The organism is Pseudomonas sp. TE6288, assembly GCF_054062095.1.
This window is the reverse complement of sequence record NZ_JBSSEW010000019.1, coordinates 82960-109290: the sequence shown is the minus strand read 5'-3', so window position 1 is coordinate 109290 and position 26331 is coordinate 82960. Positions and strand designations below refer to the sequence as shown.

Below are 26331 nucleotides of genomic sequence, written 5' to 3'. Positions count from 1 at the left end.
CGGGCCAGGCTAGACCTATCTAACGCACGCTTTTCGCGGTGTCGATGACCATGTTCGATTCCAATGAACCAGGAATCGAACATGAGTACCCTAGCGCAAATCACGCAACATAATCTGCAGGTTCTTGGCCTCGGGCATGCCCTCGCCCGGTTGGCCGACGACGTTCTGCGTGACTACCCCGAACCCTACCTGCTGGCGCGTCGTCATGCCCGTGCGCTGCTGCGCAAGCACACCGGTAAACCGCTGGATCCCGAGCGGGTGTGGTGGCATCAGTTCAACCAGTCCCATAGCAACAGCCGTAGCTTCAGCGGCTGGGCGCACAACGGCCCGCCCGGCAAATCCATCAGCCTGGTGCAGTTGCTGATTCAACGCTTTGACCTGCCATTCCAGGATGCTGGCGATGAACTAGATGTCTACGGCGGCTTCTATCACCAGGGCCCGCATGGCGGTGCGTACGACGAGCGCAACGAAGTGCCGATGCTCGGCAAGGATGTTCAGGCAGACCTGTGGGCGCTGGACCTGGGGGCGCGACACCGCGAACAAGTCACCCTGTTCTGGACGCGACATGCCGATAATTTTCGCGTTTTGGCCAAGGTCAACCTGCTGGCGCAGCTGGAGCTGGCAGGCAAGGCCGGTCGTGTCGACGCCGCGGATGCTGCAAGCCTGCGCCAGAGCGTGGCACCGCAGTGGCTGAACGCGGATGTGCAGAGCACCGTGCAAGCGCTGCGTCGTCAAACCGCTACGACCCTCCCGGCGCTGCACTATGCCCTGGGTGCGAGCGAACGGGCGGCGCTGTGCTGCCTGCATCTGCCCAATGGCCATGTGCTGCTGTACTTGCCCTGGATGGAGCAGGCTCTGCGAGGGTTCGATTCGCCGGTGGCGTTGGCTGGGTGGTTGCGCGGGGAGTTGCAGGAGGGGCGTCAGCGCGCGGCGTACCAGCGCGCCCTCGCTGCCGATCCGCATGACCAGGCGCAAGCGGCAGCGGTTGGCGAAGCATTGGCTGCGCTGGCGGCGGCGACCGATGCCAACGAGGCCTTGGCTTTGCTCGACGCATCGGCAAGGCCGCTGCCGGGCGACTTCTTTACTTGGCTGAGCGAAAGGGCCCGGGAGGACATGCAGCGCAGTGCTGAACGCATGATCAGCAATAGCGAGTTGCGCAAAGCCATGTGGCGCGGTTACCTCGGCGCTTTCCTGCAGGTGTTTGGCGGCTTCGCGCCGTTGGGATGGCCCGCTACCTTGGTGTTGCTGGGCGCGTCGCTGGGCCGGACCGCGCTGGACGTGGATGCGGCCGTGCATGCCTCGGACGCCAAAAGCCGCAAAGCTGCGCTGCGGGCTGCGATACTCGACAGCCTGTTCTCGGCACTGGGCATGGTCGAGGTCGGCTTCGGCAGCAGCTTTGCATCGCTGTCGTACGTGGCGCCTTTCCATGAAACCGGGGTTTCGCTCAGCTCCTGGACCCGTGCCGGCAGTCAGGGGGCGGGCGTGCTCGAGGCCCGTGTCGCCAACCAGGTGCTGATCGATCCGCTGCAGGGGCCTGGTTTGCTGCGCGGGATCACCCTGGGCGGCGATGGGCAGACCTGGATCGAGTTGCAAGGCATGCCGTACCGGGTGCGCTACAGCACGGACCTCGGTCATTGGCTGATCGTGCCGCCAGACAACCCGTTTGCCTATGTACCGCTGCGGCCGGTGCGCCTGTCGGCGGGTGGCCAGTGGGAGCTGCTGCAGCGGCCACGGCTGGTGGGCGGCAATCCGCCGCTGGCAGCCGGTCTGGAACGGCAGGGTTCGCCGTTCTGGGACGAGTACATGCGCACCGATGGCCAGCGCAGCGTGGATATGTCCAATGCTGCCCTGGCGCGCCATCGCGCCGTGCTTGCCGAACAGGATATTCCGCAGTTGGGCGAGGACGAAGGCAGCAGCCAGGATGACGACGGCTTCTGCCACATTTTTGTCAATGGCGAGCCGGAATACACCTATCGGGAAGGCGGTCACTACCGCAACGACCTCATCTACACCTATACCGAGGAAGATTCACGTATCAATGACTATCTGCGCGAGGGCAGGCGGGAATTCGATCACGGCGACGAGGTCGACTACATCAACAAGCTCGCCGATTCGATGGTCGAGTTACCCAGGGACAATGTTGTTCCGCTGTATCGGGGCGGGCACGGCGGGCGCGGCACCAGCGGTCAGCACTTTCGGAGCGGCCAGTTGAAGGTCGGCGATGTGCTGGTCAATACGGATCTGGCCTCGTTCACTGAAAACCCTTATATCGTCCGTCGTTTTGCCGCCGATACCGAGCAGCCTGCTCCGGGCGGGCGCGCCGGGCTGTTCGACGACACTTCGGTAGTGTTCGAATTGCCAACTGGCCACTATCAGCGAGGCGTACAGATCTCGTCGTTTTCCAGCCTGCCGGACGAAGCGGAAACGTTGTTCTTGCCGGGAAGCTGCTTTCGTATCGAGGCGTTGTGTGAAGTGGAGGGCGCCGACTACCACTTTGTCCATGTCACCCTCAGGGAGATTGCCCGGCCTGCCAGCGGGCCATTGCATGATCTGCGCACCGGCGAGGTGTTCGACCTGACGGCCTATGCCATGCGCCTCGGCAACCAGCAGTTGGCCAGCCGTTTCTTCGAGGACTGATCGGCCTCAGGCCTGCTTGAGCAGCAAGGCCACCCCCGGGAAGTACTGGCCCAGCTCGTTGTGCAGCTTGCGATAGGCATAAGGGAAGTACCAGGCGATCGCACAGGCGGTGTGCTTCTGCAGGTCATCGACCAGGTCCTGCAGCTCCTCGGGGCTGGCGTGCTGGCCGGCCTTCCACGGGGTGACGAACAACGCCCCGGCCTTGAGCTGGCTGGCGTAGGCGATCGCCTTGGCCTGGATGGCGCTTTCCTGCAGCGCCGACGCCAGGTCGAGACGGGCAATGCGTGGCCAGCGCTGGCTGGTGTGCAGGTGGATCGATTCCTCGGCGCTGCTGATGGCCAGGTCGCCACGGGCTTCGCGTTCGCCTTCGTCGCGCTGCTTCTTGCTCGTGTACTGCTGCAGCGCCACCAGCTCGGCCTGCCAGGCGGCGGCTGCGAGCAGCCCGGCATTGGCGGCTGCACCGTGCCAGTAAGGGGCTTCGTTGTCGCCCTGGAACTGGTTGAAGCGGTCGATGCAGTCGACCCAGCGTTCCAGGGCCGAGCGTAGGAATTCCAGGCGCGGGTTATTGATGATCAGGCCTTGCATGCTGCGCTCCTTGTATTTGTGATCGAGGTCAGCCGAAATGGTGGCTATGTGATATCACTGCTTTCAGTGTGGCACAAGCTGGCGGATCGGCCATTGATCCAGGCCAGATCGGTCCTCGTTCGATTGACGCTCCCGGTGCAACCCTCTAACCTTCGCGGCGTGTTTCAGGTGCCCGGCGAACCGAGGTTCGGCAGGGTGAAACTGGGAAGCCGGTGGGCGCCAGCAGGCGCGAATCCGGCGCTGCCCCCGCAACGGTAGGTGAGTAGAAGGCGGCGCATGGCCACTGGGTACAGGTATCCGGGAAGGCGCGTCGTCCGGGCATGGCCCGCTCACGAGCCCGGAGACCGGCCTGTCACTGCCAACGGCATCACGGAGGGTGATGTGCGGTGCGATGTGGCCTGGGGCCACGGCCCCTGCGCGTTCTCCGTCTGCCCGCCTTTTCCCTGTCGCCAACCGGCGACAGCCTGCGGAGACCCCTGATGAGCGAATCCACCGAACGCGACGAACGTCACCTGGCGCGCATGCTGCGCAAGAAGGCGATCATCGACGAGCGCATCGCCAATTCCCCCAACGAATGCGGCCTGCTGCTGGTACTGACCGGCAATGGCAAGGGCAAGAGCAGCTCGGCTTTCGGCATGCTCGCCCGGGCCCTGGGCCATGGCATGCAGTGCGGCGTGGTGCAGTTCATCAAGGGCCGCAACAGCACCGGTGAAGAGCTGTTCTTCCGCCGCTTCCCCGAGCAGGTGCGCTATCACGTGATGGGCGAGGGCTTCACCTGGGAGACCCAGGACCGCCAGCGCGACATCGCCGCTGCCGAAGCGGCCTGGGCGGTATCGCGCCAGTTGCTGCAGGATCCGTCGATCCAGTTCGTGGTGCTCGATGAGCTGAACATCGCCCTCAAGCATGGCTACCTCGACCTCGACCAGGTGCTATCGGACATCCAGGCCCGCCCACCGATGCAGCATGTGATCGTCACCGGCCGCGCGGCCAAGCCCGAAATGATCGAACTGGCCGACACCGTCACCGAGATGGGCATGCTCAAGCACGCCTTCCAGGCCGGTATCCGCGCACAGAAGGGCGTCGAGCTGTGAGTGACTCGCGCCAATGCCCTGCCGTGCTGATCGCTGCCCCGGCCTCGGGCCAGGGCAAGACCACGGTCACCGCCGCCCTGGCCCGCCTGCACCGCAACCTCGGGCGCAAGGTGCGGGTGTTCAAGTGCGGGCCTGACTTTCTCGACCCGATGATCCTCGAGCGCGCCAGCGGTGCGCCGGTCTACCAGCTGGACTTGTGGATGATCGGTGCCGAGGAGAGTCGTCGCCTGCTGTGGGAAGCAGCGGGCGAGGCCGACCTGATCCTGATCGAAGGCGTGATGGGGCTGTTCGACGGCACGCCGTCGAGCGCCGACCTGGCCCGCCATTTCGGCGTGCCGGTGCTGGCGGTGATCGATGGCACGGCCATGGCCCAGACCTTCGGCGCCCTGGCCCTGGGCCTGGCGCGCTACCAGCCCGACCTGCCGTTCGCCGGAGTGCTGGCCAACCGGGTTGGCAGCCTGCGCCATGCGCAGTTGCTCGAAGGCAGTCTCACCGAAGGCCTGCGCTGGTACGGCGGCTTGTCCCGCGAGCGTGGCATCGAGCTGCCCAGCCGCCACCTGGGCCTGGTCCAGGCCAGTGAACTCAACGACCTGGACGCGCGCCTGGATGCCGCCGCCGAAGCGCTCGGTGCCAGCTGCGATGCCGCATTGCCGCCACCGGTCGGTTTTGCCCGGCCTGAGCCGCTGGGCGTAACCACGCCGCTTGCCGGGGTGCGCATCGGGGTGGCCCACGACGAAGCCTTCGCCTTCACCTATGGCGCTAACCTGGACCTGCTGCGCAGCCTCGGCGCGCAGCTCGAATTCTTCTCGCCGTTGCATGATCGGGAGTTGCCTGATGTAGACAGCCTGTACCTGCCAGGCGGCTACCCGGAGTTGCACCATCAGGCCCTGGCCGCCAACGCTCCCATGCTGGGGGCGATCCGTGGCCATCACGCCGAGGGCAAGCCGCTGCTGGCCGAATGTGGCGGCATGCTCTACCTGCTCGACGCACTGACCGATGTGGCCGGTGTGCGTGCATCGCTGGCAGGCCTGCTGCCGGGCGAGGCAACCATGCAGAAGCGCCTGGCGGCCCTGGCCCTGCAGGCCGTCGAGTTGCCCGAAGGCACCCTGCGCGGCCACACCTATCACCATTCGCTGACCAGCACCGAGCTGGAACCGATTGCCCGTGGCCTGAGCCCCAATGGCGGACGCGGCAACGAGGCGGTCTACCGCCTGGGGCGGCTGACCGCTTCCTACGTGCATTTCTATTTTCCGTCCAACCCCGATGCGGCGGCGGCGCTGTTGCGACCATGAGCGAACACGCGTACAGCGCCGTTGAGCGCGCGGCGATCTACCGGGCCATCGGCGAGCGCCGCGACATGCGCCATTTTGCCGGCGGCGAGGTGGCGCCCGAGTTGCTGGGGCGTCTGCTGGCCGCCGCTCACCAGGCCCCCAGCGTGGGCCTGATGCAGCCCTGGCGCTTCATTCGTATCAGCCAGCGTGAGTTGCGCGAACGTATCCAGGCTTTGGTGGAGGAGGAGCGGGTGCGCACCGCCGAAGCCCTGGGCGAACGCTCCGATGAGTTCATGAAGCTCAAGGTCGAAGGCATCAACGACTGCGCCGAGGTGCTGGTGGCAGCGCTGATGGACAAGCGCGAGGCGCATGTCTTCGGCCGCCGCACCCTGCCGGAGATGGACCTGGCTTCGCTGGCCTGCGCCATCCAGAACCTGTGGCTGGCGGCGCGGGCCGAAGGGCTGGGCATGGGCTGGGTGTCGCTGTTCGAACCCCGGGCCCTGGCCGAGCTGCTCGGTATGCCCGCAGGCGCAAAGCCCATGGCGGTGCTGTGCCTGGGGCCGGTGACCGAATTCTACCCGGCGCCGATGCTGGTGCTCGAAGACTGGGCCGAGCAACGGCCGTTGAGTGACATGCTGTACGAGAACCATTGGGGAGAATGCCCATGAGCGTGGCCTTGCTGACCGTGGCCGGCGTGGCCTTGGATGCACTGCTGGGTGAGCCGCGGCGGCGCCATCCGCTGGTGGGCTTCGGCAACCTTGCCGCGCGCCTGGAGCAGCGCTTCAACGCCGGTGGCCGGGGCTGGCGCAGCCACGGTGTCACGGCCTGGTTCCTGGCGGTGGTGCCGCTGACCTTGCTGGCGCTGATCCTTTCCTGGCTGCCCGCTATCGGCTGGCTGGTGGACGTGCTGGCGCTGTACTGCGCCCTGGGCCTGCGCAGCCTCGGCGAGCATGTGCTGCCGGTGGCCCAGGCGTTGCGCCAGGGCGACCTGGAGGAGGCGCGGCGGCGCGTCGGTTACCTGGTCAGCCGCGAGACCCGTGAACTGGACGAACCTGCCGTGGCCCGGGCGGCCACCGAGTCGGTGCTGGAGAACGGCAGCGATGCGGTATTCGCCGCGCTGTTCTGGTTCGTCGTGGCCGGGGCGCCTGGGGTGGTGCTGTATCGCCTGAGCAATACCCTGGATGCCATGTGGGGCTATCGCAACGACCGTTTCGAGCGCTTCGGCTGGTGCGCGGCGCGCATCGACGATGGGCTGAATTATATTCCCGCCAGGCTGGTGGCGCTGACCTATGCGCTGCTGGGCAAAACCCGGTTGGCCCTGGCCTGCTGGCGCAAGCAGGCGCCGCTGTGGGACAGCCCCAACGCCGGCCCGGTGATGGCGGCGGGGGCCGGAGCCCTGGGGGTGGAGCTGGGCGGCCCGGCGGTGTATCACGGCGAGCTGCACGAACGCCCGCGCCTGGGCGAGGGGCCGATGGCCGACGCCGATGCCATCGAGCGTGGCTGGAGCCTGGTGCAGCGTGGTGTGTGGCTGTGGGTGCTATTGATCTGCGTGGGAGCCTACCTGAATGCTTGAGCACGGTGGCCGCCTGCTACGGGCGGTGAAACAGTACGCGATCCCTCGGCACCAGTGGCTCGACCTGTCCAGTGGTATCGCACCCTGGCCCTACCCGATACCGCCGATTCCCGTGGACGCCTGGGCTCGACTGCCCGAGACCGAGGACGGCCTGGAGGCGGCTGCACGGCGCTACTATGGCGCGCAACCGCTGCTGGCGGTAGCTGGCTCCCAGGCGGCGATCCAGGCCTTGCCGTACCTGCGCCCGACCGGTCGGGTCGGGGTGCTGACGCCATGCTATGCCGAACATCCGCATGCCTGGGAGCGGGCGGGGCATGCGCTGGTCGAGCTGGATGAGGTCCAGGTCGAGGACGTACTCGACAGCCTGGATGTCCTGGTGCTGGTCAATCCCAACAACCCCACCGGTCGCCGTGTGCCCCGCGAACGCCTGCTGGCCTGGCATGCGCGTCTGGCTGCGCGGGGTGGCTGGTTGTTGGTGGACGAAGCCTTCATGGACAACACGCCCGCACACAGCGTGGTCGATCAGGCCGGACAACCCGGGCTGATCGTGCTGCGCTCGTTCGGCAAGTTCTTCGGCTTGGCCGGCGTGCGGCTGGGCTTCGTCGTCGCCGAGGCGGATGTGTTGCGGCAACTGGCCGAGGCGCTCGGGCCCTGGACCGTCAGTGGCCCGACCCGCGTACTGGGGCAGGCGTGCTTCGCCGACGAGGCGACGCACCTGGCGCAGATTGCCCGGTGCGCCCTGGCCAGCCAGCGCCTGGCCAGGTTGCTCGAAGGCGCAGGCTTGCCACCCAGCGGCGGTTGCGACCTGTTCCAGTACGTGCGTGACGAACGCGCCACGCACCTGCACGACTACCTTGCCCGCCGGGGCATCCTGGTGCGGCTGTTCGAGCGACCGTGCGCGCTGCGCTTCGGCCTGCCCGCCACGGCGGCTGACGAACAACGCCTGGCCCAGGCCCTGGCGGACTACCACAAGGAATCGGCATGACCACCCTCATGGTGCAAGGCACCACCTCCGATGCCGGCAAGAGCACGCTGGTCACCGCCCTGTGCCGCTGGCTGCTGCGCCAGGGCGTCGCCGTGGTGCCGTTCAAGCCACAGAACATGGCGCTCAACAGCGCCGTGACCGCCGACGGCGGCGAGATCGGTCGCGCCCAGGCGGTGCAGGCCCAGGCCTGCCGGCTGGCGCCGCACACCGACATGAACCCGGTGCTGCTCAAGCCCAACAGCGACACTGGCGCCCAGGTGATCGTCCATGGCCGGGCGGTGACCAGCATGAACGCCGTGGCCTATCACGACTACAAGACCATCGCCATGCAGGCGGTGTTGGCCTCCCACGAGCGCCTGAGCGAAGCCTATCCGGTGGTGATGGTCGAAGGTGCTGGTTCCCCGGCGGAGATCAACCTGCGGGCCGGCGATATCGCCAACATGGGCTTCGCCGAGGCGGTCGACTGCCCGGTGGTCCTGGTGGCCGATATCAACCGGGGCGGCGTGTTCGCCCATCTGGTCGGCACCCTGGAGTTGCTGTCGGCGAGCGAGCAGGCGCGGGTCAAGGGCTTCGTCATCAACCGTTTCCGTGGTGACATCGCCTTGTTGCAACCTGGCCTGGACTGGCTGGAGCAGCGCACCGGCAAGCCGGTGTTGGGTGTGCTGCCCTACGTCACCGACCTGCACCTGGAGGCCGAGGATGGTATCGATACGCGCCAGGGCGAAAAAAGTGAGCGCCTGCTGAAGGTGATCGTCCCGGTGTTGCCGCGCATCAGCAACCACACCGACTTCGACCCGCTGCGCCTGCATCCGCAGGTGGACCTGCAGTTCATCGGCCCGGGCCAGCCGATTCCGCCTGCCGACCTGATCATCCTGCCCGGCTCCAAGAGCGTGCGCGGCGACCTGGCGCAACTGCGCGAGCGCGGCTGGGACACGGCCATCGCTCGGCACTTGCGTTATGGCGGCAAGCTCATCGGCATCTGCGGTGGCCTGCAGATGCTCGGCGAGCAGGTGCATGATCCCCTGGGCCTTGAGGGGCCGGCCGGCTCCAGTGATGGCCTGGGCCTGCTGGCGTACAGCACCGTGCTGGAATCCGAGAAGCAGTTGCGTAATGTGGCGGGCACGCTCGATCTCGAGCAGGCCCCGGTGGCGGGGTATGAGATCCATGCCGGCGTCACCAGCGGGTTGGCGCTGGAGCGCCCCGCAGTGCAACTGGCCGATGGCCGTGCCGATGGCGCCATCAGCGCCGACGGGCAGATCCTCGCCACCTACCTGCATGGCCTCTTCGAAGGTAGCCAGTCGTGCGCCGCGCTGCTGCGCTGGGCCGGGCTGGCCGATGCGCAGACCATCGACTACGAGACCCTGCGCGAGCGCGATATCGAGCGCCTGGCCGATCTGGTCGAGCAGCACCTGGACACCGCGCGCCTGCGCGAACTGTGTGGAGTCGCCTGAAATGCACAGCCTGATCCTCGGCGGCGCCCGTTCGGGCAAGAGCCGCCTGGCCGAGCAACTGGCCGAAGCCAGCGGCCTGCCGGTGACCTATATCGCCACCAGCCAGCCGCTGGACGGCGAGATGAATGAGCGCGTGCGCTTGCACCGCGAACGGCGTCCGCCCCATTGGGGGCTGGTGGAAGAGCCCGTGGCGCTGGCCGCCGTGCTGCACGCCGAAGCCGCCCAAGGGCGCTGCCTGCTGGTGGACTGCCTGACGCTGTGGCTGACCAACCTGCTGATGCTCGAGGATGACCAGCGCCTGGCGCAGGAGCGCGACGCGCTGCTCGCCAGCCTGGCGCAACTGCCGGGCACGATCATCCTGGTCAGCAACGAAACCGGCCTGGGCGTGGTGCCCATGGGCGAACTGACCCGCCGTTATGTCGACCTGGCAGGCACGTTGCACCAGGCCGTGGCCGAACGCTGCCAGCGCGTGGTGCTGACTGTCGCCGGCCTCCCTCTCATGCTCAAAGGACCAGCCTTATGACCCCGATGTGGTGGCGTGACGCCTGCCAACCCCTCGACAGCGCCGCCATGGACCTGGCCCGCGCCCGTCAGCAACAGCTGACCAAGCCGGCCGGTTCCCTCGGCCAGCTCGAAGGCCTGGCGGTACGCCTGGCCGGCCTGCAAGGGCGCGAGCGTCCCAGCCTGGAGCGGGTCGCCATCACGATCTTCGCCGGCGACCATGGCGTGGTGGAGGAGGGCATCTCCGCCTATCCGCAGGCGGTGACCGGGCAAATGCTGCGCAACTTCGTCGGCGGTGGCGCGGCGATCAGCGTACTGGCGCGCGAGCTGGACGCCGAGCTGCAGGTGGTCGACCTCGGCACTATCGACGCGGACCTGCACCTGCCAGGCGTGCACCACCTGCGCCTGGGCGCCGGTACCGCCAACTTCGCCCGCCAGCCGGCGATGACCGACGCGCAACTGGCGGCGGCGTTGCAGGCCGGCCGCGACAGTGCCTTGCGCGCGCTCGACAACGGCGCCCAGCTGTTCATCGGCGGTGAAATGGGCATTGGCAACACCACTGCCGCGGCCGCCCTGGCCAGTACCTTGCTGGGCTGCCCGGCGCGTGAGCTGAGCGGCCCGGGCACCGGCCTGGACAGCGCCGGTGTGCGCCACAAGGCCGAGGTGATCGAGCGCGCCCTGGTGCTGCACGGCCTGCGTGCTGACCAGCCGCTGCAGGCATTGGCCTGTGTCGGCGGCTTTGAAATCGCCGCGCTGGCAGGTGCCTACATGGCCTGCGCCCAGCATGGCGTGGCGGTGCTGGTCGACGGCTTCATCTGCAGTGTCGCCGCCTTGGTGGCGGTGCGCCTCAACCCGCAATGCCGCCCGTGGCTGCTGTTTGCCCACCAGGGCGCCGAGCCAGGCCACAAGGCCCTGCTGGCTGCGCTGGAGGCCGAGCCGCTGCTGGCCCTGGGCCTGCGCCTGGGCGAGGGCAGCGGCGCGGCGCTGGCGGTGCCGCTGATTCGCCTGGCTTGCGCCCTGCACGGGCAGATGGCGACCTTTGCCGAGGCCGCGGTGGCGGATCGCCCGGTATGATTCTCGAGCTGCTGCGTCATGGCGAGACCGAGCTCGGCGGCGGCCTGCGCGGCAGCCTCGACGATGCCCTGACCGAAAGTGGTTGGGCACAGATGCGTCATGCTGTCGCCGATGCCGGCCCCTGGGACGTGCTGGTCAGCTCACCGTTGCAGCGTTGCGCGTCGTTTGCCGAAGAGCTGGGGGCACGGGTCAACTTGCCGGTGCAGCGTGAGACCGGTGTGCGTGAGCTGCATTTCGGCGACTGGGAAGGGCAGAGCGCCGCCCAGATCATGCAGGCCGATGCTGATGCCCTGGGGCTGTTCTGGCGTGATCCGTATGCGTTCACCCCGCCTGCGGGCGAGCCGGTGCTGGTCTTTGCCGAACGGGTGCTGGCTGCGGTCGAGCGCCTGCGCCGCGAGCATGCCGGCAAACGGGTGTTGGTAGTGACCCATGGCGGGGTGATGCGCTTGCTGCTGGCGCGTGCACGCGGGCTGCCACGTGAGCAACTGTTGCAGGTCGAGGTCGGCCATGGCGCGCTGGTGCGCCTGGCCGTGGCTGAAGACGGTCAGTTGCGCGAGGTGCGCTGAGATGCTGCCGTTCTGGATTGCCCTGCAGTTTCTCAGCAGCCTGCCGGTGCGCCTGCCGGGCATGCCGGCGCCACAGGAAATGGGGCGTTCGCTGCTGTTCTATCCCGTGGTGGGGCTGCTGTTCGGTGTGTTGCTGTGGCTGGCCAGCCAGCTGCTGCATGGCGTGGCGGCCCCTCTGCACGCGGCCTTGCTGCTGGCGCTGTGGGTGTTGCTCAGTGGCGCGCTGCACCTGGATGGCCTGGCCGACAGCGCCGATGCCTGGCTGGGTGGGTTCGGCGATCGCGAGCGCACCTTGCAGATCATGAAGGACCCGCGCAGCGGGCCGATCGCCGTGGTCACCCTGGTACTGGTGTTGTTGCTCAAATTCTGTGCCCTGTGGGTACTGGTCGAGCGGGGGGCTGGTGGCCTGCTGGTGCTGGCGCCGGTGGTGGGGCGGGCGGCGCTGCTTGGGTTGTTCCTCGGTACGCCTTATGTGCGGCCCGGTGGGCTCGGGTCGGCACTGGCCGAGCATCTGCCGCGGCGCGGCGCCGCGTGGGTGTTGCTGGGCAGCGCGGCACTCTGCGTCACCTTGGGCGGCTGGTCGGTGCTATGGGTGTTGCTGCTGACGGCAGTGGCGTTCGCCTGGTTGCGACGGGTGATGTGCAAGCGCTTGGGAGGGACCACTGGGGACACCGCCGGGGCACTGCTCGAGTTGCTGGAACTGGTGGTGGTGCTTGGCCTGGCGTTGCAGTAGGTCGCATCCTGCGGGGAAAACGGAAAACCATACCAAGCACTTGTTCTATCCTCGTTCGCTCGCCAACCACCAGGAATGCCTCGCATGCACCACTGGATCCTCGCCGGCCTGCTTGTGCTTGCCGGCATGCCCGCCAACGCCGCCGACCTGATCGACTTCTGGGATACACCTCGCCATGGCGGCAACAGCTTCAATCGCCTGCCCCCGGACCAGGCCTACTTCGATGCCTTGAAAAGCTACGGTGCCAGCTGGGTACGCCTGTCGTACGACAAATGGCAGCCGGCCAAGCGCGATTTCCTGTTGGGCAATGCCGACGATTACCAAGGCTTGGCTGCCTGCGATCTGCGGCAGCTGGTCGAAGTGCTAGACCGCGCCCACGCCGCTGGGCTCAAGGTGGTCATTACGCCACTGTCGCTGCCTGGCATGCGCTGGGCGCAGAACAACCAGGGCCGTTTCGACGACCGGCTGTGGCACGACAAGCGTTTCTGGACCCAGTCCGCGCGTTTCTGGCGTGATGTTGCCCTGGCGCTCAAGGATCACCCGGCCATCGCCGCCTACAACCTCGTCAACGAGCCTGCGCCTGAGAAGCAGGGTGGTCTGGCCGAGCATGCCGATCTTGCCCGGATGAAGCGATGGTACGTCAGCGAGCAGGGCGGGACGCGTGACCTGCCTGCGCTCTATCGGCAACTGTTGGCGGCGATCCGCGAGGTCGACGGCAAGACGCCGGTGATGGTCGATGCCGGCTGGTACGCTGCTGCCGACGCCTTCGGCTACTGGCCCGCGGCGCTGGAGGGCGAGCGCGTGCTGTACAGCGTGCATATGTACGAGCCCTATGCCGCCACCAGTGCGCCGAACCTGGCGCGGCGCGAGCCATACGCCTACCCGGGGCCGGTACCGTTCGCCGGGAAGACGCAGCAGTGGGACGCCGGGCAAGTCGCGCGCTACCTGCAACAACCGGTCGATTGGGCCGATGCCATCAAGCTGCCGCGTTCGCGCCTGGTGGTTGGCGAGTTCGGTTGCATGCGCCGCCTGCCCGGTTGTCGGCAGTACCTGGAGGACGTCCTCACGGTGCTTGACCGCCAGCAGTTGCATTGGGCGTTCTATAGCTTTCGCGAAGACAGCTGGGACGGCATGGACTACGAACTGGGTTCGGCCAAGGTGCCGTGGCGGTACTGGCAGGCGATCGACACGGGAGCGCCTGATCCACTGGTGCGCAAGGCCGCGGCGGAGTTCGAGCCGATCCGTCGGCGGCTGCAGCCCGGAATCACCCCTTGAAATGTCTTGCAACGTCGTTGATGCGGGTATATACACGTATCCATGCTGACCAGTGAATGCATCTGTACCCATCTACGTCGTGCCGCCCGTGGGGTGAGCCGGCATTACGACGAGGCCCTTGTCGGCTTCGGCATCAATGTCGCCCAGTTTTCCCTGCTGCGTCATGTCCAGCGCCTCGACCGCCCCAGTATCACCTGCCTGGCCGAGGCCATGGGCCTGGAGCGCAGCACCTTGGGTCGCAACCTCAAGGTGCTCGAGGCCGAGGGCTTGGTGCGGCTGGCCGACGGAGAAGACCAGCGCAACCGTGTGGTGCTGTTGAGTGAGGCGGGCAGGGCATGCCTGGATGCCGCCTACCCGGCCTGGCAGCAGGCCCAGGCGCAACTGGTGAAGCGGCTGGGTGAGGGGCAGCGCGACGAGTTGGTGCGCTTGCTGGAGCAACTCGCCTGATACACGCCGATTAAAAGCGGGTATATACCCGCATAAACCTTGCGATGGGCTGGAGACAACGACAATGACTTCCCTTTGGCGGAGCAGCGGTTGGGTACTTCTGGGGGCGGCGCTGATCCTCGCGCTGTCGCTGGGGGTGCGGCATGGTTTCGGCCTGTTCCTGGCGCCGATGAGCGCCGATTTCGGCTGGGGCCGCGAGGTGTTTGCCTTCGCCATTGCCCTGCAGAACCTGATCTGGGGCCTGGCCCAGCCGTTCACGGGTGCCCTGGCCGACCGCCTGGGCGCGGCCAAGGTGGTGGTCATCGGCGGCATTCTCTACGCAGTCGGGCTGGCGATGATGGCCTTTGCCGATTCGGCCTGGTCGCTGTCGCTCAGTGCCGGCCTGCTGATCGGCATCGGCCTGTCCGGTACTTCGTTCTCGGTGATCCTCGGCGTGGTCGGCCGCGCCGTGCCGGCGGAGAAGCGCAGCATGGCCATGGGCATCGCCAGCGCCGCCGGCTCCTTCGGCCAGTTCGCCATGCTCCCAGGCACCCTGGGGCTGATCCAGTGGCTGGGCTGGTCGACAGCCTTGCTGGTACTGGGCCTGTTGGTGGCCTTGATCGTGCCGTTCGTAGGCATGCTGCGCGACCGCCCGCTGCCCAGCCATGGCGCCGAGCAGACCCTCGGCCAGGCATTGCGTGAAGCGTGCGCGCATTCCGGTTTCTGGTTACTGGCGCTGGGCTTCTTCGTCTGTGGTTTCCAGGTGGTGTTCATCGGCGTGCACCTGCCGGCCTACCTGGTCGACCAGCACCTGCCGGCGACTACCGGCACCACCGTGCTGGCGCTGGTAGGCCTGTTCAACATCGTCGGCACCTATACCGCGGGCTGGTTGGGTGGGCGCATGTCCAAGCCGCGCCTGCTGACCGGCCTGTACCTGCTGCGCGCCGTGGTCATCGTGCTCTTCCTCTGGGCGCCGGTGACCCAATACAGCGCCTACCTGTTCGGCATCGCCATGGGCCTGCTGTGGCTGTCCACGGTACCGCTGACCAATGGCACCGTGGCCACGCTGTTCGGCGTGCGCAACCTGTCGATGCTCGGCGGCATCGTGTTCCTGTTCCACCAGCTGGGTGCGTTCCTTGGCGGCTGGCTGGGCGGCGTGGTGTATGACCAGACCGGCAGCTATGACCTGGTGTGGCAGATCTCGATCCTGCTCAGCCTGCTGGCCGCGGCGCTCAACTGGCCGGTGCGCGAACGCCCGGTCGCCCGCTTGCAGGCCCAGACGGCATGAACCGCCTGCTCGGCCGCGGCCTGCTGCTGGTTGCCGCAGTGCTGGTGTTGGCGCTGGTGTGGTGGGGCTGGCACAAGGGCGGCCTGGCACTGATGCAGTTGGGCATGAGCCTGTGTTAAGCGCTACCCTGCACAGTCAAGGAATCATGTGCAGGAGACCGATATCATGCATGCCCGCTGGCTGACCCTACCCCTGCTGGCCCTGGCCGCCGCCACTTCGAGCTGGGCGGCGGACTGCCCGGCGCTGCTCCAGGGCAGCCTGCCCGAGCTGCGCGGCAAGGAGCAGATCGACCTGTGCCAGCGCTTCGCCGGCAAGCCGCTGGTGGTGATCAACACCGCCAGCTATTGCGGCTTCGCCCCGCAGTTTGAAGGCCTGGAGGCGACCTACAAGGATTACCGCGAGCAGGGCCTGGAAATGCTCGGCGTGCCGTCCAACGACTTCAAGCAGGAAGACGCCGACAGCGAGAAGACCGCCAAGGTCTGTTACGCCAACTATGGCGTGACCTTCACCATGACCAAGACCCAGGCTGTTCGTGGCAAGGATGCGATCCCGATGTTTGTCGAACTGGCTCGGCAGAGCAGTGCGCCGAAGTGGAACTTCTACAAGTATGTGGTGGATCGCAAGGGCAAGGTGATCGGTAACTTCTCCAGCCTGACCAAACCGGATGATCCGGCGTTCAAGGCGGCGATCGACAAGGCGATTGCTTCGCAGCCTTGAAGGCGTTCAGGAATAGGCGCGGGGTGTCTGGCCTAGCGTTATTCAGGGTGTACAGTCAGTGACACCAGCCGGAGGACTACAGGCCGAACCATCAGCACACAGAAAAACGCCACTGGCATCGCCAGTTGATAAGCCTTCAGCACATTGTGCAGGTAGTCGACATCGATCCCGCCGTTGGCTGCGGTAATCACAAAGCACATTAGCAGTGCCATGATGGCTGACATGTAAAAAGCAAAAACATAGGGCGTTGTGCCTCGGTGCAGCTTGCGTCGGCGGCGCGGGGTAGCGAATCCAGTCATGGTACTTCCTCGATGATGGGTGGATGCGCAGGTTAGCAACGGCTGTGCGAGGTGCTGTAGACCTTGATTGGTGAGTTCTTTATAAAGAGAAACTTACGAATCAGCCAGGCATCCCATGGACCTACTCAACGCCATCCGCAGTTTCATCAAGGTCGTCGAGGCTGGCAGCATCGCCGGTGGAGCCCGCAGCCTGGGACTTACTCCAGCGGCCGTGAGCCAGAACCTGGCACGGCTCGAGACACACCTGCAGGTACGGCTTTTGACCCGTACTACCCGCAACATGGCCCTGACTCCGCCTGGCAGCTTGTACTACGAGCGTGTACGGCATATCGAGCGCGACCTTGCCCAGGCCGAGCAGGTGGTTATCACCCCGGACAGCGAGCCCCAAGGGCGGCTGTGCATCGCCTCGACCTCGGCCTTCGGCCGGCATGTGCTGGCGCCGTTGATCCCGGCATTCAGCGCCCGTTACCCGCTGCTTTCGATAGAGTTGGTGATGGCTGATCGCAAGGTCAATCACGCCCTCGAAGATGTGGATGTCAGCCTGCGCATCACCCCGCAGTTGGAAGACCACCTGCTGGCCCGGCATATCGCCCGTATTCCATTTGTCTGCTGCGCGTCACCTGGCTACCTGGCCAGCGCTGGTCGGCCCGCTACCCCGGAAAACCTGCAAGACCACAGTTGCCTGGTGTTCCGCTACCCGGTGGATGGGCGCTTGCTGCCCTGGGGCTTCATGCGCGACGGGCTGCGTTTCGAGGCCCGATTCGGCAGGGTATTGATCAGTGACGACATCGATGCGTTGACCCAGATGGCCCTGAACGATGGCGGCATTACTCGCCTGGCGGAATTCGTCGTGCGTCCGCACCTGGATGCCGGCCGGCTGGTGCCGTTGTTTGAAAACAATGGCGGTGGCCACGCTTATGCGCGGACTGAACCGATGGATGTCTATCTATGCTTGGCCGACCGCTTTGCGCTGACGACCAAGGTGCGTGTATTCATGGAATACCTGCAACAGTGCCTGGGTGAACAATGGCCCGTGCAGGCATGAAAAAACCGCCACGAGGGCGGTTTCTTCATGCCGCGGGTGACACTCAGAAGCGGTAGGTCAGCGAAGCACCAATGCCGTGGGCGCTGTTTTCGTACTTGGCTTGGTAGCTGCCTTTGAGGCCGGCCTCGGTCAGGCTGTGTGGCTGGTTGTTGACCTTGGTGTCCTCTTCCCACAGGTAGGAGTAGGCCACGTCGATGGTCATGTCGTCGGACGGGCTCCAACCGGCACCGATGCTGAAGATCTTGCGATCGCCAGTGGGGATGCGCGGCGAACGGTTGGTGTTGTTGGTCGGCGACTGGTCAACCGAGAAACCGGTACGCAGGACCCATTCCTTGTTGACCTTGTACGAGGCACCAATGGCGTGAGCCCAGGTGTCGTGCCAGTTCTGCTCTTCGGTAATGGTCGCGAACTGCCCGGCAGGGCCTGCCGGCACTTCGTTGTTGACCGTGATGTTCTCCAGGCGGCTCCAACGGGTCCAGGTGCTGCCTGCGTACAGGGTCCACTGGTCGTCCAGCTCGTGGGTTACCGAGAAGTCCACCGACTCGGGGGTCTTGATCTTCAGGGTGGCATCGAACTTGTTGCCGTCCAGGCCCAGCAGCGGGTAGCTGACCTTGGTCTTGCCTTCGAGCTTGTAGTCGACCATCGAGTGGTAGGTCAGGCCGACGCGGGTGCGGTCGGTGGCCTGCACCAGGATACCGATGTTGTAGCCAACCGCGGTGTCGTCGCCCTTGATCTTAACTTCGCCATCGGCCGGACGCAGCGGCGAGATACTGGCCAGGTTGGAGCCCAGTTCACCCTCGATGCGGTTGATGGTCGGGCCGAAACCGATCGAGACCTTGTCGTTGAACGCATAGCTCACGGTCGGCTGGAAGGTCACGACCTGAACATGGCTTTTCTTGCCCCAGTAGCGCGCGGCATCGTCGCTGCCGTAGTCGGTGACCAGGCCGAATGGCACGTAGACGCCGAAACCGACGCTCCAGTGGTCATCGATGGACTTGACGTAGTAACCCATCGGCACGCCGACCAGAGGCACCATGTCGCCGTCCATTTCCCCCCCTTTGTTGCTGCCGCGTCCGGAAATATCGGACTTGGCGATGACCGCGGCACCGCCAACGGTCATTTGATCGCGCTTCAGGCGGGACATGCCCGCCGGGTTGCCATACACGGTGCTGGCATCTTCGGCAGAAGAAGAACGACCCGCAAAACCTGTCCCCATGCCGCTGATGCTCTGTTCGTTCAGGGCAAAGCCGCTGGCGAGCAATTGGCTGGAAGCGAGGGCAACGGCAACGCCGAGAGAGGTTTTGAGCATAACTTTTTTCATTATTAGAAACTCCTTGGGATCTCCGGGGCGAAACGCTACCAACAAATGTCGCGCTGCGCTATAGGCTAGAACGCAGGAGATAGAGCGGTTTTGTAGGACAATCCGACCAAAATTCCGTTTATTCCGGTTGTAGGACGTGGCTGTTCAGGAGGCGTGGGTAAGCATCGGCTCGATGCACTGGTGCCAGGCGTGGGTGAAATCCCGCAGGCGCCCCTGGGGGTGGAAGGTCTGCCGCCAGATCCGCGCCAGGCCCAATAGATCGTCGGCGGCCGGCAGCGGCGTGGCCTGCTCTTCTATCAGCATCCAGGCGATGGCGGTGGCATAGCGCAGGTTGACGGTGAGTTCGAGGTGCGGGCCACCGAGGAAGGCGTGCTGGCTGGCCAGGCCACGGACCAGGCTGGCCAGTTCGGGGTCGCGTGCGAGGTATTCGTCCCATAAACAACGGTGACGATTCTCACCGATCCGGTAAAGCCCATGGCCGCGTCGGTCATGCAGGGCAGCCCCCAGCCCCGACTGGCTTGCAGCAACGCCCAGTAACAAAGCTTCTGCGCTGTCGCAGTGGCGGCCCAGGTAGATCAGGGTCGGTCGGATCACGTATCGACTCAACTCGTTCGCAGCGATGCCCATGATGGCCTCTTACGAAAAGGGCCGACGGGCGCTGGAGCTTGGCAGCTGGTGAGTGGTCAGGCCCGCCGGAAGCGGCAGGTGCCGCTCGAGTTGAAGTGTAGTGTGATAACTGTGGTGTAAAGGGCTGTTTTTAAATCGATTGCAGCCAGAAGGCGCGGAGCATATGCCCGCTGGCGATTAAGCCAATTACCTTCAGGCTGGCGCGTGCAGGGTGTATTCATGACGCGAATTACCCCTCATTCATTCATGCCGTCAACGACTGGCGCGCACGCTCGATGACAGCCTGCAGCGGCTCGGCCCGGTTGTATTGTTCCGGATAGAGGCGCTCGCTGTGGCAGGCGACACCGTATTGGTCGACCAGGGTGAAGCTGAAGCTGCCCTTGCGTGGGGCAACGATAAGGCACTTGAGTGGAGCGAAGGCCTGGGAAAGGGTGCCAAAGGCAGCCTGGATTTGTTGATGGTTACTCATATTGTTGGATGTTCCTGCGTAAGACACGGTGATTGATCCGTGCACAATAGAAACGTTCCAGTGACGTCTTTATTAAGGAGACGCAGAACCTGACTGGAACAGGGCAGCCAGAGGGGCGCATGCAATAAATGGCGCTGGGCTGACTGGTAGGTACGACAGAAGGCAGGCAGCACACCGACACCAGGGTTCTGGGCATCGGGGAAGATCCTGATCAATCTGAAAACGTGATTCGTGCTGGGCAGGGTTTGCCGAGTGAATCATCGAATGGGCCGGTCCCGATGGGGCAGCGCCTGCTCGTCTTGAGCGTCGGGCTGTAGGGACTAAGTGGCCAGAATGACTTCAGCTGGGTACTAACAGGGCGCAACCCTACGCGAACATTCAAGGGTTGGCAAGTTTTTATTTCTTGCGGTAAGCCGACCATTATGTCGCCTATTGCACCTGCTGTGAAGAGGGGGAAATACCCCGGCAATTGTCTGGATGTACCCTTTTCGGGCGCAGTCGTGCCGTTTGTTGGTGCACTTGTACACACTCGCCCGGAGACTTGTAACGCTCTAGCAACATCCTGTGGAAGGCTCGCCAATGACTTGACTAAGGGCTTAAGTCAATGAAAAAAAACACTAATTTTTGCTGGTGAAAAAATCGACAGTTTGACTGAAAGCCCCATTTCACAGGGGTTTGCGGGCTGCCTTCAGGGGTTGTCCACCGACTTATCCACAGGTTCTGTGGATTGTCCCGGGCGCTTGCTCTAGGACGGGCGTGCCAGCTGTTTTGTCGATTGTCCGACAATGGGTGGCGCGGTCTGGCACGGGCATTTTCACCGTGAAAACGTCAAGAAAAAATCATCGAAAAAAATGTCGATCAGCCGAAAGTCGCCCGGGCCAGTTTGCGAAAAATCGAGTAGAGTGGCGCGCCTCTCGAGTCACCCTTGCTGTTGGTCATGAAGCTTCGCGGTAAACACTTCGCCAGTCCTGATGCCTCTCCATCGCTGCCGTCCCCCAAGCGCTTTTCCCTGAAAGTGGCCCTGTGGCTACTCGACAGCCCGCACCTGGGCGACAAGCCCAGTGTCAAGCACCTGGCCGGGCGCATGCTCAAGCAACCGGCGCGCCAGGGCGTGGTGGTGGCGCAAAGCCGCCTGGGGCAGATGCTCTGCCGGGACTGCGGCAATGCCCGCGACCGGCGTATCGGTCATGAGCTGTTGCGTCAGGCGGCCCGTGCCGGCGACCGTCGGGCACAGCTGGAGTTTGGCCGGTTGTGCCAGGCCCAGGAGCCTGAACAGGCCCGTTACTGGTTGGAGCTGGCAGCGGGGCAGGGTTCGCAGGAGGCGCGGCGGCTGTTGCGTCAGTGGTTCCCCGCCTGAACAGGCGCGGGCTTGCCCGCGACAGGGCTGCACAGGCAACCGCGTCAGCAGCCTGATAAGCTGCGCAGCATCAATCAGTGTTCGATCGGGGTAGGCATGACAGTGGATCTGACCAGCATTCTGCTGGGCTTGGTGGCAGGTGCCGTGCCTTGCCTGGGCTGGGTCATGCAGGTACAGCGCGGCCAGGGTGCGCGCAAGGCCGAGCAAGCGTTGCTTGCAGAGCGCCTTGCCGCCGCGCAGTTGGCCCAGGCCGGCCTGCAGGCGCAGTTGGAGGCCAGCCGTGACGAGATCAGCGACCTCAGCGAGGCCAACACCGTCAAGCAGACCCAGCTAGCCGCCCAGGGGCGTGAGCTGGAGTTGCTGCAGATCGACCGCGACAACAGCCGCGATGCCGCCCACGCCTGGCACCTCGAGCGCGCCACCCGTGAGGCCGAGCTGCGCCGCCTGGAGGCGCAGGCCGCACGGCTGGAGGCCGAGTTGCGCGAGCAGCAGGAAAGCCACCAGCAACGCCTGGAAGACCTGCAGGAAGCCCGTGACACCCTGCGCGCCCAGTTCGCCGACCTGGCCACCAAGATCTTCGACGAGCGCGAACAACGCTTCGCCCAGACCAGCCAGCAGCACCTGGGCCAATTGCTTGACCCGCTCAAGGAGCGTATCCAGGCCTTCGAGAAGCGTGTCGAGGAAAGCTACCAGCAGGAAGCCCGTGAGCGGTTCTCGCTGGGCAAGGAGCTCGAGCGCCTGCAACAGCTCAACCTGCGCCTGTCCGACGAAGCCACCAACCTCACCCAGGCACTCAAGGGCCAGAAGACCCAGGGCAACTGGGGCGAACTGATCCTGGAGCGGGTGCTGGAGCACGCCGGCCTGGAGAAGGGGCGCGAGTACCAGACCCAGGTCAGCCTCAAGAGCGCCGATGGCGAGCGGTTCCAGCCTGACGTGCTGATCATGTTGCCGGGCGACAAACAGGTGGTGGTCGATGCCAAGGTCAGCCTCACGGCCTACCAGCAGTTCGTCGGCAACAACGACGAGGCCGCGCTCAAGCAGCATGTGCAGTCGCTGCGCAATCACGTCAAGGGTTTGTCGAGCAAGGACTACAACCGCCTGGAGGGCCTGCACAGCCTCGACTTCGTGCTGTTGTTCGTGCCCATCGAGGCGGCCTTCTCGGCGGCGCTGCAGGCTGAGCCCAATCTGTTCCAGGAGGCTTTCGACCGGCAGATCGTGATCGTCAGCCCGACCACCTTGCTGGCCACCCTGCGGGTGATCGACAGCCTGTGGAAACAGGAACGCCAGGGGCAGAACGCCCGCGAGATCGCCGAGCGCGCCGGCTGGCTGTACGACAAGTTCGTGCTGTTCATCCAGGACCTGGACGAGCTCGGCGCCCGCCTGGCCCAGGTCGACAAGGCCTATGCCGCGGCACGCAACAAGCTGTGCGAGGGGCGCGGCAACCTGGTCAGCCGCAGCGAGCAGCTCAAGCTGCTCGGCGCCCGGGCCAGCAAGAGCCTGCCGGCCGAGCTGGTCGAGCGCGCCCTGACCGACGAGGCGCTTACTGAACCAGGCTCAGATGTCGATTGAGCAGGGCGCGCAGGGCTGCCGGCTTGACCGGCTTGGCCAGGTAGTCCAGGCCCGCGGCATGGACCAGGGCGATGGTCTCGTTGCGCCCGTCGGCGCTGATCACCACGCCGGGCACCGGCTCGCCCAGACGCGCCCGTAGCCAACCCATCAGCCCGGTGCCGGTCTCGCCGTCATCCAGGTGGTAGTCCACCAACGCCAGGTGCGGGCGCAGGCCTTTGGCCAGCAACGCCTCGCATTCGGCCTGGTTGCGCGCGGTCCACACCTGGCAGCCCCAGCGGCTGAGCAGGCTGTTCATGCCGATGAGGATGCTGTCCTCGTTGTCCACGCACAGCACCTGCAGACCGGCCAGCGGCTGGCCGGCCTGTTCCACGGGGGCGGGCGTCGCGGGCGCGGGGCTTCGGGCGATGGGCACGTTGACGCGGAACACGCTGCCCTTGCCCGGCCAGGAACGCACCTCCAGTGGGTGCGCGAGTACCCGGCACAGGCCGTCGGCGATCGCCAGGCCCAGGCCCAGGCCTTTTTCGGCGCGGGTCTGGTGGCTGTCCAGGCGTTTGAACTCCTGGAAGATCACCGCCAGCTTGTCGTCGGCGATGCCAGGGCCGCGGTCCCATACTTCCAGCCACAGGCTTTCACCTTTGCGTCGGGCGCCGAGCAGGATCGGGCCTTTGCCGTAGCGCAGGGCGTTGGTGAGGAAGTTCTGCAGCACCCGGCGCAGCAGCTTCATGTCGCTGTCGACCCGCAGGCGGCTGCCGCGCAGGCGGAACTCCAGGCCTTTTTCGGCGGCCAGTACCTTGAACTCGGTGCCGAGGGTATCGAACAGCTCGTTGAGGGCGAAGGGTTTGATGTCGGGGGTGACCTTGCCGTTCTCCAGGCGCGAGATGTCGAGCAGGTCGCTGATCAGCTCTTCGGCCGAGCGCAGCGAACTGTCCATGTGCCGCACCAGTTGCCGGGCTTCGTCGTTCATGCCCTCGGCTTGTTGCGACAGGGCGGCGGAGAACAGCCGGGCGGCGTTGAGCGGTTGCATCAGGTCGTGGCTGACGGCGGCAAGGAAGCGAGTCTTGGACTGGCTGACCGCCTCGGCGCGGCTCTTGGCCTCGGTCAACGCCTGGTTCAGCTGCGACAGTTCGTGGGTACGCTCGGCGACCCGTTGCTCCAGCCCCTCGTTGGAATCGCGCAGGGCCTGCTCGGCTTCGCGGAACGGGGTGATGTCGGTGAAACTCATGACGAAGCCGCCCCCGGGCATCGGGTTGCCGATCAGTTCGATCACCCGGCCATTGGGGAACAGCCGTTCGGAAGAGTGGGCGCGGCCCTGGCGCATCCAGTGCAGGCGCCGCGCCACATGCACCTGGGCCTCGCCCGGGCCGCACAGGCCGCGTTCGGCGTTGTAGCGGATGATGTCGGCGATCGGCCGGCCGACGCTGATCAGCCCGTCGGGGTAGTTGAACAGTTCGAGGTAGCGGCGGTTCCAGGCCACCAGGTGCAGGTTCTGGTCGACCACGCTGATGCCCTGGTTGATGTTCTCGATGGCCCCCTGCAGCAGCGCACGGTTGAACTGCAGCACTTCGCTGGCTTCGTCGGCGATGCGCACCACGTCCTCGAGCTGCATGTCGCGGCCTTCGATGGCGGCCTTGACCACCGCCCGGGTCGAAGAGGTGCCGAGCACACCGGCCAGCAGCCGTTCGGTGTGTTCAATCCAGTCGCCGTCGGCGTTCTGGTTGGGGTTGAAGCCCTTGCCCTGGCGGTAGGCGAAGCGGATGAAGCTCTGCCGGGCACGTTCCTCGCCGACAAAACGTGCGGCGAGCTTGAGCAGGTCGTCGATCTGTACCGCCAGCAAAGGTTTGCTGGAGGGGCGGGCGCTGGTCTGCTGGCCGATGAAGCGCCCGGCCTGCCAGTGCTCGGAAACCCGCGTGCGCGACAAGATCGAGACCCAGGCGAACAGGGTGAAGTTGCCCGCCAGCGACAGCACCACGCCCTGGGTCAGCGGGGTGATTGGCAAGTTGAGCGGGTTGCCGTGCAGCCAGGCCAGGCCCGGGAACAGTTGCAGCGACCAGCCCAGGCTGTGGGCGGCGATCGGCAACACCAAGGTGTAGAACCACAGGAAGATGCCGGCGGCCAGGCCCGCGAACACGCCGCGGCGGTTGGCCTGCTTCCAGTACAGCGCGCCGAGCATCGCCGGGGTCAGTTGGGTGACCGCGGCGAAGGCGATCTGGCCGATGGTCGCCAGACTCGCGGTGGAGCCAAGCAGGCGGTAGCTGACGTAGGCCAGCAGCAGGATCACCACGATGGTCACCCGCCGCACCGAGAGCATCCAGTGGCGGAACACCTCGAACGGCCGCTCGGCGTTGTTGCGGCGCAGCAGCCAGGGCAGCAGCATGTCGTTGGAGACCATGGTCGACAGCGCCACGGCCTCGACGATGACCATGCCGGTGGCCGCCGAGGCGCCGCCGATGAACGCCAGCAGGGCCAGGCTCGGGTGGGCCTCGGCCAGCGGCAGGCTGATCACGAAGGAGTCGGAGATCACCGTGCCCGGCAGCAGCATCTGCCCAGCCAGGGCGATGGGCACCACGAACAGCGCGGCCAGGGCCAGGTACAGCGGGAACACCCAGCGCGCCAGGCGCATGTCCTGGGGCTCGATGTTCTCCACCACGGTGACGTGGAACTGCCGGGGCAGGCAGATGATCGCCATCATCGCCACGGCGGTCTGCACCACCATCGACGGCCAGTTGATGGTTTCTTCCCAGTAGTCGTTCAGGTGCACGGACTGCCGCGCCTGGGTGAACAGGTCGTCGAAGCCGTCGTACAGGTTGAACACCACGAAGGCGCCCACGGCGAGAAAGGCCAGCAGCTTGACCAGTGATTCGAAGGCGATCGCCAGGACCATGCCGCGGTGGTGCTCGGTGACGTCCAGGCTGCGGGTGCCAAAGACGATGGCGAACAGCGCCAGCACCAGCGACACCACCAGCGCGGTGTCCTGCACCCGGCTGCCAGTGGCGTCGGCATTGGCGCCGATCAGCAAATTCACCCCCAGCACGATGCCCTTGAGCTGCAGCGCGATGTACGGCAGCACGCCGACCAGGCAGATCAGCGCCACGACCACCGCGAGGCTCTGCGACTTGCCGTAGCGGGCGGCGATGAAGTCGGCAATCGAGGTGATGTTCTGCTGTTTGCTGATCAGCACCATCTTCTGCAGCACCCAGGGCGCGAAGATGAGCAGCAGCACCGGGCCCAGGTAGATGGGCAGGAACGCCCAGAGCTGCTCGGCGGCCTGGCCGACCGCGCCGAAAAAGGTCCAGCTGGTGCAGTACACCGCCAGCGACAGGCTGTACACCCAGGCGCGCAGGCGCGGCGGCAACGGCGTGCTGCGGCGGTCGCCGTAGAAGGCGATGGCGAACATGATGGCCATATAGGCCAGGGCAACCACGGCGATCAGCCCGCTGGACAACGACATGCAAACTCCGGAGCAAAAAAGAA

25 protein-coding genes and 1 riboswitch are annotated in these 26331 nt (G+C 65.6%); of the genes, 19 read left to right on the top strand and 6 right to left on the bottom strand.

The annotated features are described in order from the left end of the window. Positions 1 to 81: 81 nt before the first annotated feature. Complete coding sequence (locus ACVWY1_RS20400) at positions 82 to 2637, top strand: dermonecrotic toxin domain-containing protein (protein WP_277505416.1); 2556 nt, start codon at positions 82 to 84, stop codon at positions 2635 to 2637. A 6-nt stretch (positions 2638 to 2643) separates the two neighbouring features. On the opposite strand, the gene ACVWY1_RS20395 is transcribed toward ACVWY1_RS20400, so the two are convergent. After that, positions 2644 to 3222 (bottom strand): hypothetical protein, encoded by a 579-nt coding sequence (locus ACVWY1_RS20395; RefSeq protein WP_457378686.1) that lies wholly within the window; start codon positions 3220 to 3222, stop codon positions 2644 to 2646. A 149-nt stretch (positions 3223 to 3371) separates the two neighbouring features. Continuing rightward, positions 3372 to 3589: riboswitch (cobalamin riboswitch) on the top strand. Between the two features lie 112 nt (positions 3590 to 3701). Between ACVWY1_RS20395 and cobO the strand changes: the two genes are divergently transcribed. From cobO to ACVWY1_RS20320, 15 genes are all read left to right on the top strand, one after another. Continuing rightward, positions 3702 to 4313 carry a cob(I)yrinic acid a,c-diamide adenosyltransferase gene (cobO, locus tag ACVWY1_RS20390; protein WP_046854540.1) on the top strand — a complete coding sequence of 204 codons (612 nt, stop codon included), beginning with the start codon at positions 3702 to 3704 and terminating at the stop codon, positions 4311 to 4313. Continuing rightward, the gene (locus ACVWY1_RS20385) at positions 4310 to 5605 is read left to right on the top strand and encodes a cobyrinate a,c-diamide synthase (protein ID WP_102683631.1); all 1296 of its coding nucleotides are present in this window, start codon (positions 4310 to 4312) and stop codon (positions 5603 to 5605) included. The genes cobO and ACVWY1_RS20385 overlap by 4 nt, the downstream gene beginning before the upstream one ends. Next, positions 5602 to 6252 carry a 5,6-dimethylbenzimidazole synthase gene (gene bluB, locus ACVWY1_RS20380; RefSeq protein WP_457378685.1) on the top strand — a complete coding sequence of 217 codons (651 nt, stop codon included), beginning with the start codon at positions 5602 to 5604 and terminating at the stop codon, positions 6250 to 6252. The genes ACVWY1_RS20385 and bluB overlap by 4 nt, the downstream gene beginning before the upstream one ends. Beyond that, positions 6249 to 7157, top strand: coding sequence for an adenosylcobinamide-phosphate synthase CbiB (cbiB, locus tag ACVWY1_RS20375; RefSeq protein WP_102683633.1), 909 nt, complete (start codon positions 6249 to 6251; stop codon positions 7155 to 7157). Before bluB ends, cbiB begins: the two co-directional genes overlap by 4 nt. Then, entirely contained in the window at positions 7150 to 8142 is a 993-nt protein-coding gene (cobD, locus tag ACVWY1_RS20370) for a threonine-phosphate decarboxylase CobD (protein ID WP_139673541.1), read from the top strand. The genes cbiB and cobD overlap by 8 nt, the downstream gene beginning before the upstream one ends. Beyond that, positions 8139 to 9593, top strand: coding sequence for a cobyric acid synthase (locus ACVWY1_RS20365; protein WP_457378684.1), 1455 nt, complete (start codon positions 8139 to 8141; stop codon positions 9591 to 9593). The genes cobD and ACVWY1_RS20365 overlap by 4 nt, the downstream gene beginning before the upstream one ends. 1 nt (position 9594) lies before the next feature. Further along, positions 9595 to 10116, top strand: coding sequence for a bifunctional adenosylcobinamide kinase/adenosylcobinamide-phosphate guanylyltransferase (cobU, locus tag ACVWY1_RS20360; protein WP_102683636.1), 522 nt, complete (start codon positions 9595 to 9597; stop codon positions 10114 to 10116). After that, positions 10113 to 11168: a nicotinate-nucleotide--dimethylbenzimidazole phosphoribosyltransferase gene (gene cobT, locus ACVWY1_RS20355; protein ID WP_457378683.1), complete on the top strand. Its 1056-nt coding sequence runs from the start codon at positions 10113 to 10115 to the stop codon at positions 11166 to 11168. The genes cobU and cobT overlap by 4 nt, the downstream gene beginning before the upstream one ends. Beyond that, positions 11165 to 11734 carry an alpha-ribazole phosphatase family protein gene (gene cobC, locus ACVWY1_RS20350; RefSeq protein ID WP_457378682.1) on the top strand — a complete coding sequence of 190 codons (570 nt, stop codon included), beginning with the start codon at positions 11165 to 11167 and terminating at the stop codon, positions 11732 to 11734. Before cobT ends, cobC begins: the two co-directional genes overlap by 4 nt. Before the next feature lies 1 nt (position 11735). Continuing rightward, on the top strand, positions 11736 to 12467 hold the full coding sequence (locus ACVWY1_RS20345; RefSeq protein ID WP_102683639.1) for an adenosylcobinamide-GDP ribazoletransferase: 732 nt from the start codon (positions 11736 to 11738) through the stop codon (positions 12465 to 12467). Positions 12468 to 12551: 84 nt separating this feature from the next. Continuing rightward, the gene (locus ACVWY1_RS20340) at positions 12552 to 13742 is read left to right on the top strand and encodes a glycoside hydrolase family 5 protein (RefSeq protein ID WP_457378681.1); all 1191 of its coding nucleotides are present in this window, start codon (positions 12552 to 12554) and stop codon (positions 13740 to 13742) included. Between the two features lie 42 nt (positions 13743 to 13784). Next, positions 13785 to 14189, top strand: a complete 405-nt coding sequence (locus tag ACVWY1_RS20335) for a MarR family winged helix-turn-helix transcriptional regulator (protein ID WP_102683641.1) — start codon at positions 13785 to 13787, stop codon at positions 14187 to 14189. A 64-nt stretch (positions 14190 to 14253) separates the two neighbouring features. Further along, positions 14254 to 15456 carry an MFS transporter gene (locus ACVWY1_RS20330; RefSeq protein WP_110701127.1) on the top strand — a complete coding sequence of 401 codons (1203 nt, stop codon included), beginning with the start codon at positions 14254 to 14256 and terminating at the stop codon, positions 15454 to 15456. Then, on the top strand, positions 15453 to 15575 hold the full coding sequence (locus ACVWY1_RS20325; RefSeq protein ID WP_256205968.1) for a hypothetical protein: 123 nt from the start codon (positions 15453 to 15455) through the stop codon (positions 15573 to 15575). Before ACVWY1_RS20330 ends, ACVWY1_RS20325 begins: the two co-directional genes overlap by 4 nt. 46 nt (positions 15576 to 15621) lie before the next feature. Next, the gene (locus tag ACVWY1_RS20320; protein WP_104445337.1) at positions 15622 to 16173 is read left to right on the top strand and encodes a glutathione peroxidase; all 552 of its coding nucleotides are present in this window, start codon (positions 15622 to 15624) and stop codon (positions 16171 to 16173) included. 38 nt (positions 16174 to 16211) lie between these two features. Here ACVWY1_RS20320 and ACVWY1_RS20315 read toward each other — a convergent pair whose 3' ends face one another. Continuing rightward, entirely contained in the window at positions 16212 to 16472 is a 261-nt protein-coding gene (locus tag ACVWY1_RS20315) for a DUF2798 domain-containing protein (RefSeq protein WP_110701125.1), read from the bottom strand. A gap of 115 nt (positions 16473 to 16587) precedes the next feature. Here ACVWY1_RS20315 and ACVWY1_RS20310 point away from each other — a divergent pair, with 115 nt between their 5' ends. Continuing rightward, positions 16588 to 17517 carry a LysR family transcriptional regulator gene (locus ACVWY1_RS20310; RefSeq protein ID WP_277505396.1) on the top strand — a complete coding sequence of 310 codons (930 nt, stop codon included), beginning with the start codon at positions 16588 to 16590 and terminating at the stop codon, positions 17515 to 17517. 43 nt (positions 17518 to 17560) lie between these two features. Here ACVWY1_RS20310 and ACVWY1_RS20305 read toward each other — a convergent pair whose 3' ends face one another. The 3 genes from ACVWY1_RS20305 to ACVWY1_RS20295 form a co-directional block, all read right to left on the bottom strand. Beyond that, positions 17561 to 18838 (bottom strand): OmpP1/FadL family transporter, encoded by a 1278-nt coding sequence (locus ACVWY1_RS20305; RefSeq protein ID WP_102683646.1) that lies wholly within the window; start codon positions 18836 to 18838, stop codon positions 17561 to 17563. A gap of 144 nt (positions 18839 to 18982) precedes the next feature. Next, the gene (locus ACVWY1_RS20300; RefSeq protein ID WP_102683647.1) at positions 18983 to 19465 is read right to left on the bottom strand and encodes a hypothetical protein; all 483 of its coding nucleotides are present in this window, start codon (positions 19463 to 19465) and stop codon (positions 18983 to 18985) included. 244 nt (positions 19466 to 19709) lie between these two features. Continuing rightward, positions 19710 to 19934: a hypothetical protein gene (locus tag ACVWY1_RS20295; protein WP_102683648.1), complete on the bottom strand. Its 225-nt coding sequence runs from the start codon at positions 19932 to 19934 to the stop codon at positions 19710 to 19712. A 937-nt stretch (positions 19935 to 20871) separates the two neighbouring features. On the opposite strand from ACVWY1_RS20295, the gene ACVWY1_RS20290 reads away from it, so the two are divergent. Both ACVWY1_RS20290 and rmuC read left to right on the top strand, forming a co-directional pair. Then, complete coding sequence (locus ACVWY1_RS20290) at positions 20872 to 21291, top strand: tetratricopeptide repeat protein (RefSeq protein ID WP_277505392.1); 420 nt, start codon at positions 20872 to 20874, stop codon at positions 21289 to 21291. A 210-nt stretch (positions 21292 to 21501) separates the two neighbouring features. After that, positions 21502 to 22860, top strand: a complete 1359-nt coding sequence (rmuC, locus tag ACVWY1_RS20285) for a DNA recombination protein RmuC (RefSeq protein WP_198754057.1) — start codon at positions 21502 to 21504, stop codon at positions 22858 to 22860. Here the strand turns inward: rmuC and ACVWY1_RS20280 are convergent. Further along, positions 22832 to 26308: a hybrid sensor histidine kinase/response regulator gene (locus ACVWY1_RS20280; protein WP_139673519.1), complete on the bottom strand. Its 3477-nt coding sequence runs from the start codon at positions 26306 to 26308 to the stop codon at positions 22832 to 22834. The genes rmuC and ACVWY1_RS20280 overlap by 29 nt on opposite strands. Positions 26309 to 26331: the final 23 nt, after the last annotated feature.

Coding starts and splice junctions, on each gene's coding strand:
- ACVWY1_RS20400 (WP_277505416.1), top strand. CDS start 82: ATGAGTACCCTAGCGCAAATCACGCAACATAATCTGCAGGTTCTTGGC.
- ACVWY1_RS20395 (WP_457378686.1), bottom strand. CDS start 3,222: ATGCAAGGCCTGATCATCAATAACCCGCGCCTGGAATTCCTACGCTCG.
- cobO (WP_046854540.1), top strand. CDS start 3,702: ATGAGCGAATCCACCGAACGCGACGAACGTCACCTGGCGCGCATGCTG.
- bluB (WP_457378685.1), top strand. CDS start 5,602: ATGAGCGAACACGCGTACAGCGCCGTTGAGCGCGCGGCGATCTACCGG.
- cbiB (WP_102683633.1), top strand. CDS start 6,249: ATGAGCGTGGCCTTGCTGACCGTGGCCGGCGTGGCCTTGGATGCACTG.
- cobD (WP_139673541.1), top strand. CDS start 7,150: ATGCTTGAGCACGGTGGCCGCCTGCTACGGGCGGTGAAACAGTACGCG.
- ACVWY1_RS20365 (WP_457378684.1), top strand. CDS start 8,139: ATGACCACCCTCATGGTGCAAGGCACCACCTCCGATGCCGGCAAGAGC.
- cobU (WP_102683636.1), top strand. CDS start 9,595: ATGCACAGCCTGATCCTCGGCGGCGCCCGTTCGGGCAAGAGCCGCCTG.
- cobT (WP_457378683.1), top strand. CDS start 10,113: ATGACCCCGATGTGGTGGCGTGACGCCTGCCAACCCCTCGACAGCGCC.
- cobC (WP_457378682.1), top strand. CDS start 11,165: ATGATTCTCGAGCTGCTGCGTCATGGCGAGACCGAGCTCGGCGGCGGC.
- ACVWY1_RS20345 (WP_102683639.1), top strand. CDS start 11,736: ATGCTGCCGTTCTGGATTGCCCTGCAGTTTCTCAGCAGCCTGCCGGTG.
- ACVWY1_RS20340 (WP_457378681.1), top strand. CDS start 12,552: ATGCACCACTGGATCCTCGCCGGCCTGCTTGTGCTTGCCGGCATGCCC.
- ACVWY1_RS20335 (WP_102683641.1), top strand. CDS start 13,785: ATGCTGACCAGTGAATGCATCTGTACCCATCTACGTCGTGCCGCCCGT.
- ACVWY1_RS20330 (WP_110701127.1), top strand. CDS start 14,254: ATGACTTCCCTTTGGCGGAGCAGCGGTTGGGTACTTCTGGGGGCGGCG.
- ACVWY1_RS20325 (WP_256205968.1), top strand. CDS start 15,453: ATGAACCGCCTGCTCGGCCGCGGCCTGCTGCTGGTTGCCGCAGTGCTG.
- ACVWY1_RS20320 (WP_104445337.1), top strand. CDS start 15,622: ATGCATGCCCGCTGGCTGACCCTACCCCTGCTGGCCCTGGCCGCCGCC.
- ACVWY1_RS20315 (WP_110701125.1), bottom strand. CDS start 16,472: ATGACTGGATTCGCTACCCCGCGCCGCCGACGCAAGCTGCACCGAGGC.
- ACVWY1_RS20310 (WP_277505396.1), top strand. CDS start 16,588: ATGGACCTACTCAACGCCATCCGCAGTTTCATCAAGGTCGTCGAGGCT.
- ACVWY1_RS20305 (WP_102683646.1), bottom strand. CDS start 18,838: ATGAAAAAAGTTATGCTCAAAACCTCTCTCGGCGTTGCCGTTGCCCTC.
- ACVWY1_RS20300 (WP_102683647.1), bottom strand. CDS start 19,465: ATGGGCATCGCTGCGAACGAGTTGAGTCGATACGTGATCCGACCGACC.
- ACVWY1_RS20295 (WP_102683648.1), bottom strand. CDS start 19,934: ATGAGTAACCATCAACAAATCCAGGCTGCCTTTGGCACCCTTTCCCAG.
- ACVWY1_RS20290 (WP_277505392.1), top strand. CDS start 20,872: ATGAAGCTTCGCGGTAAACACTTCGCCAGTCCTGATGCCTCTCCATCG.
- ACVWY1_RS20280 (WP_139673519.1), bottom strand. CDS start 26,308: ATGTCGTTGTCCAGCGGGCTGATCGCCGTGGTTGCCCTGGCCTATATG.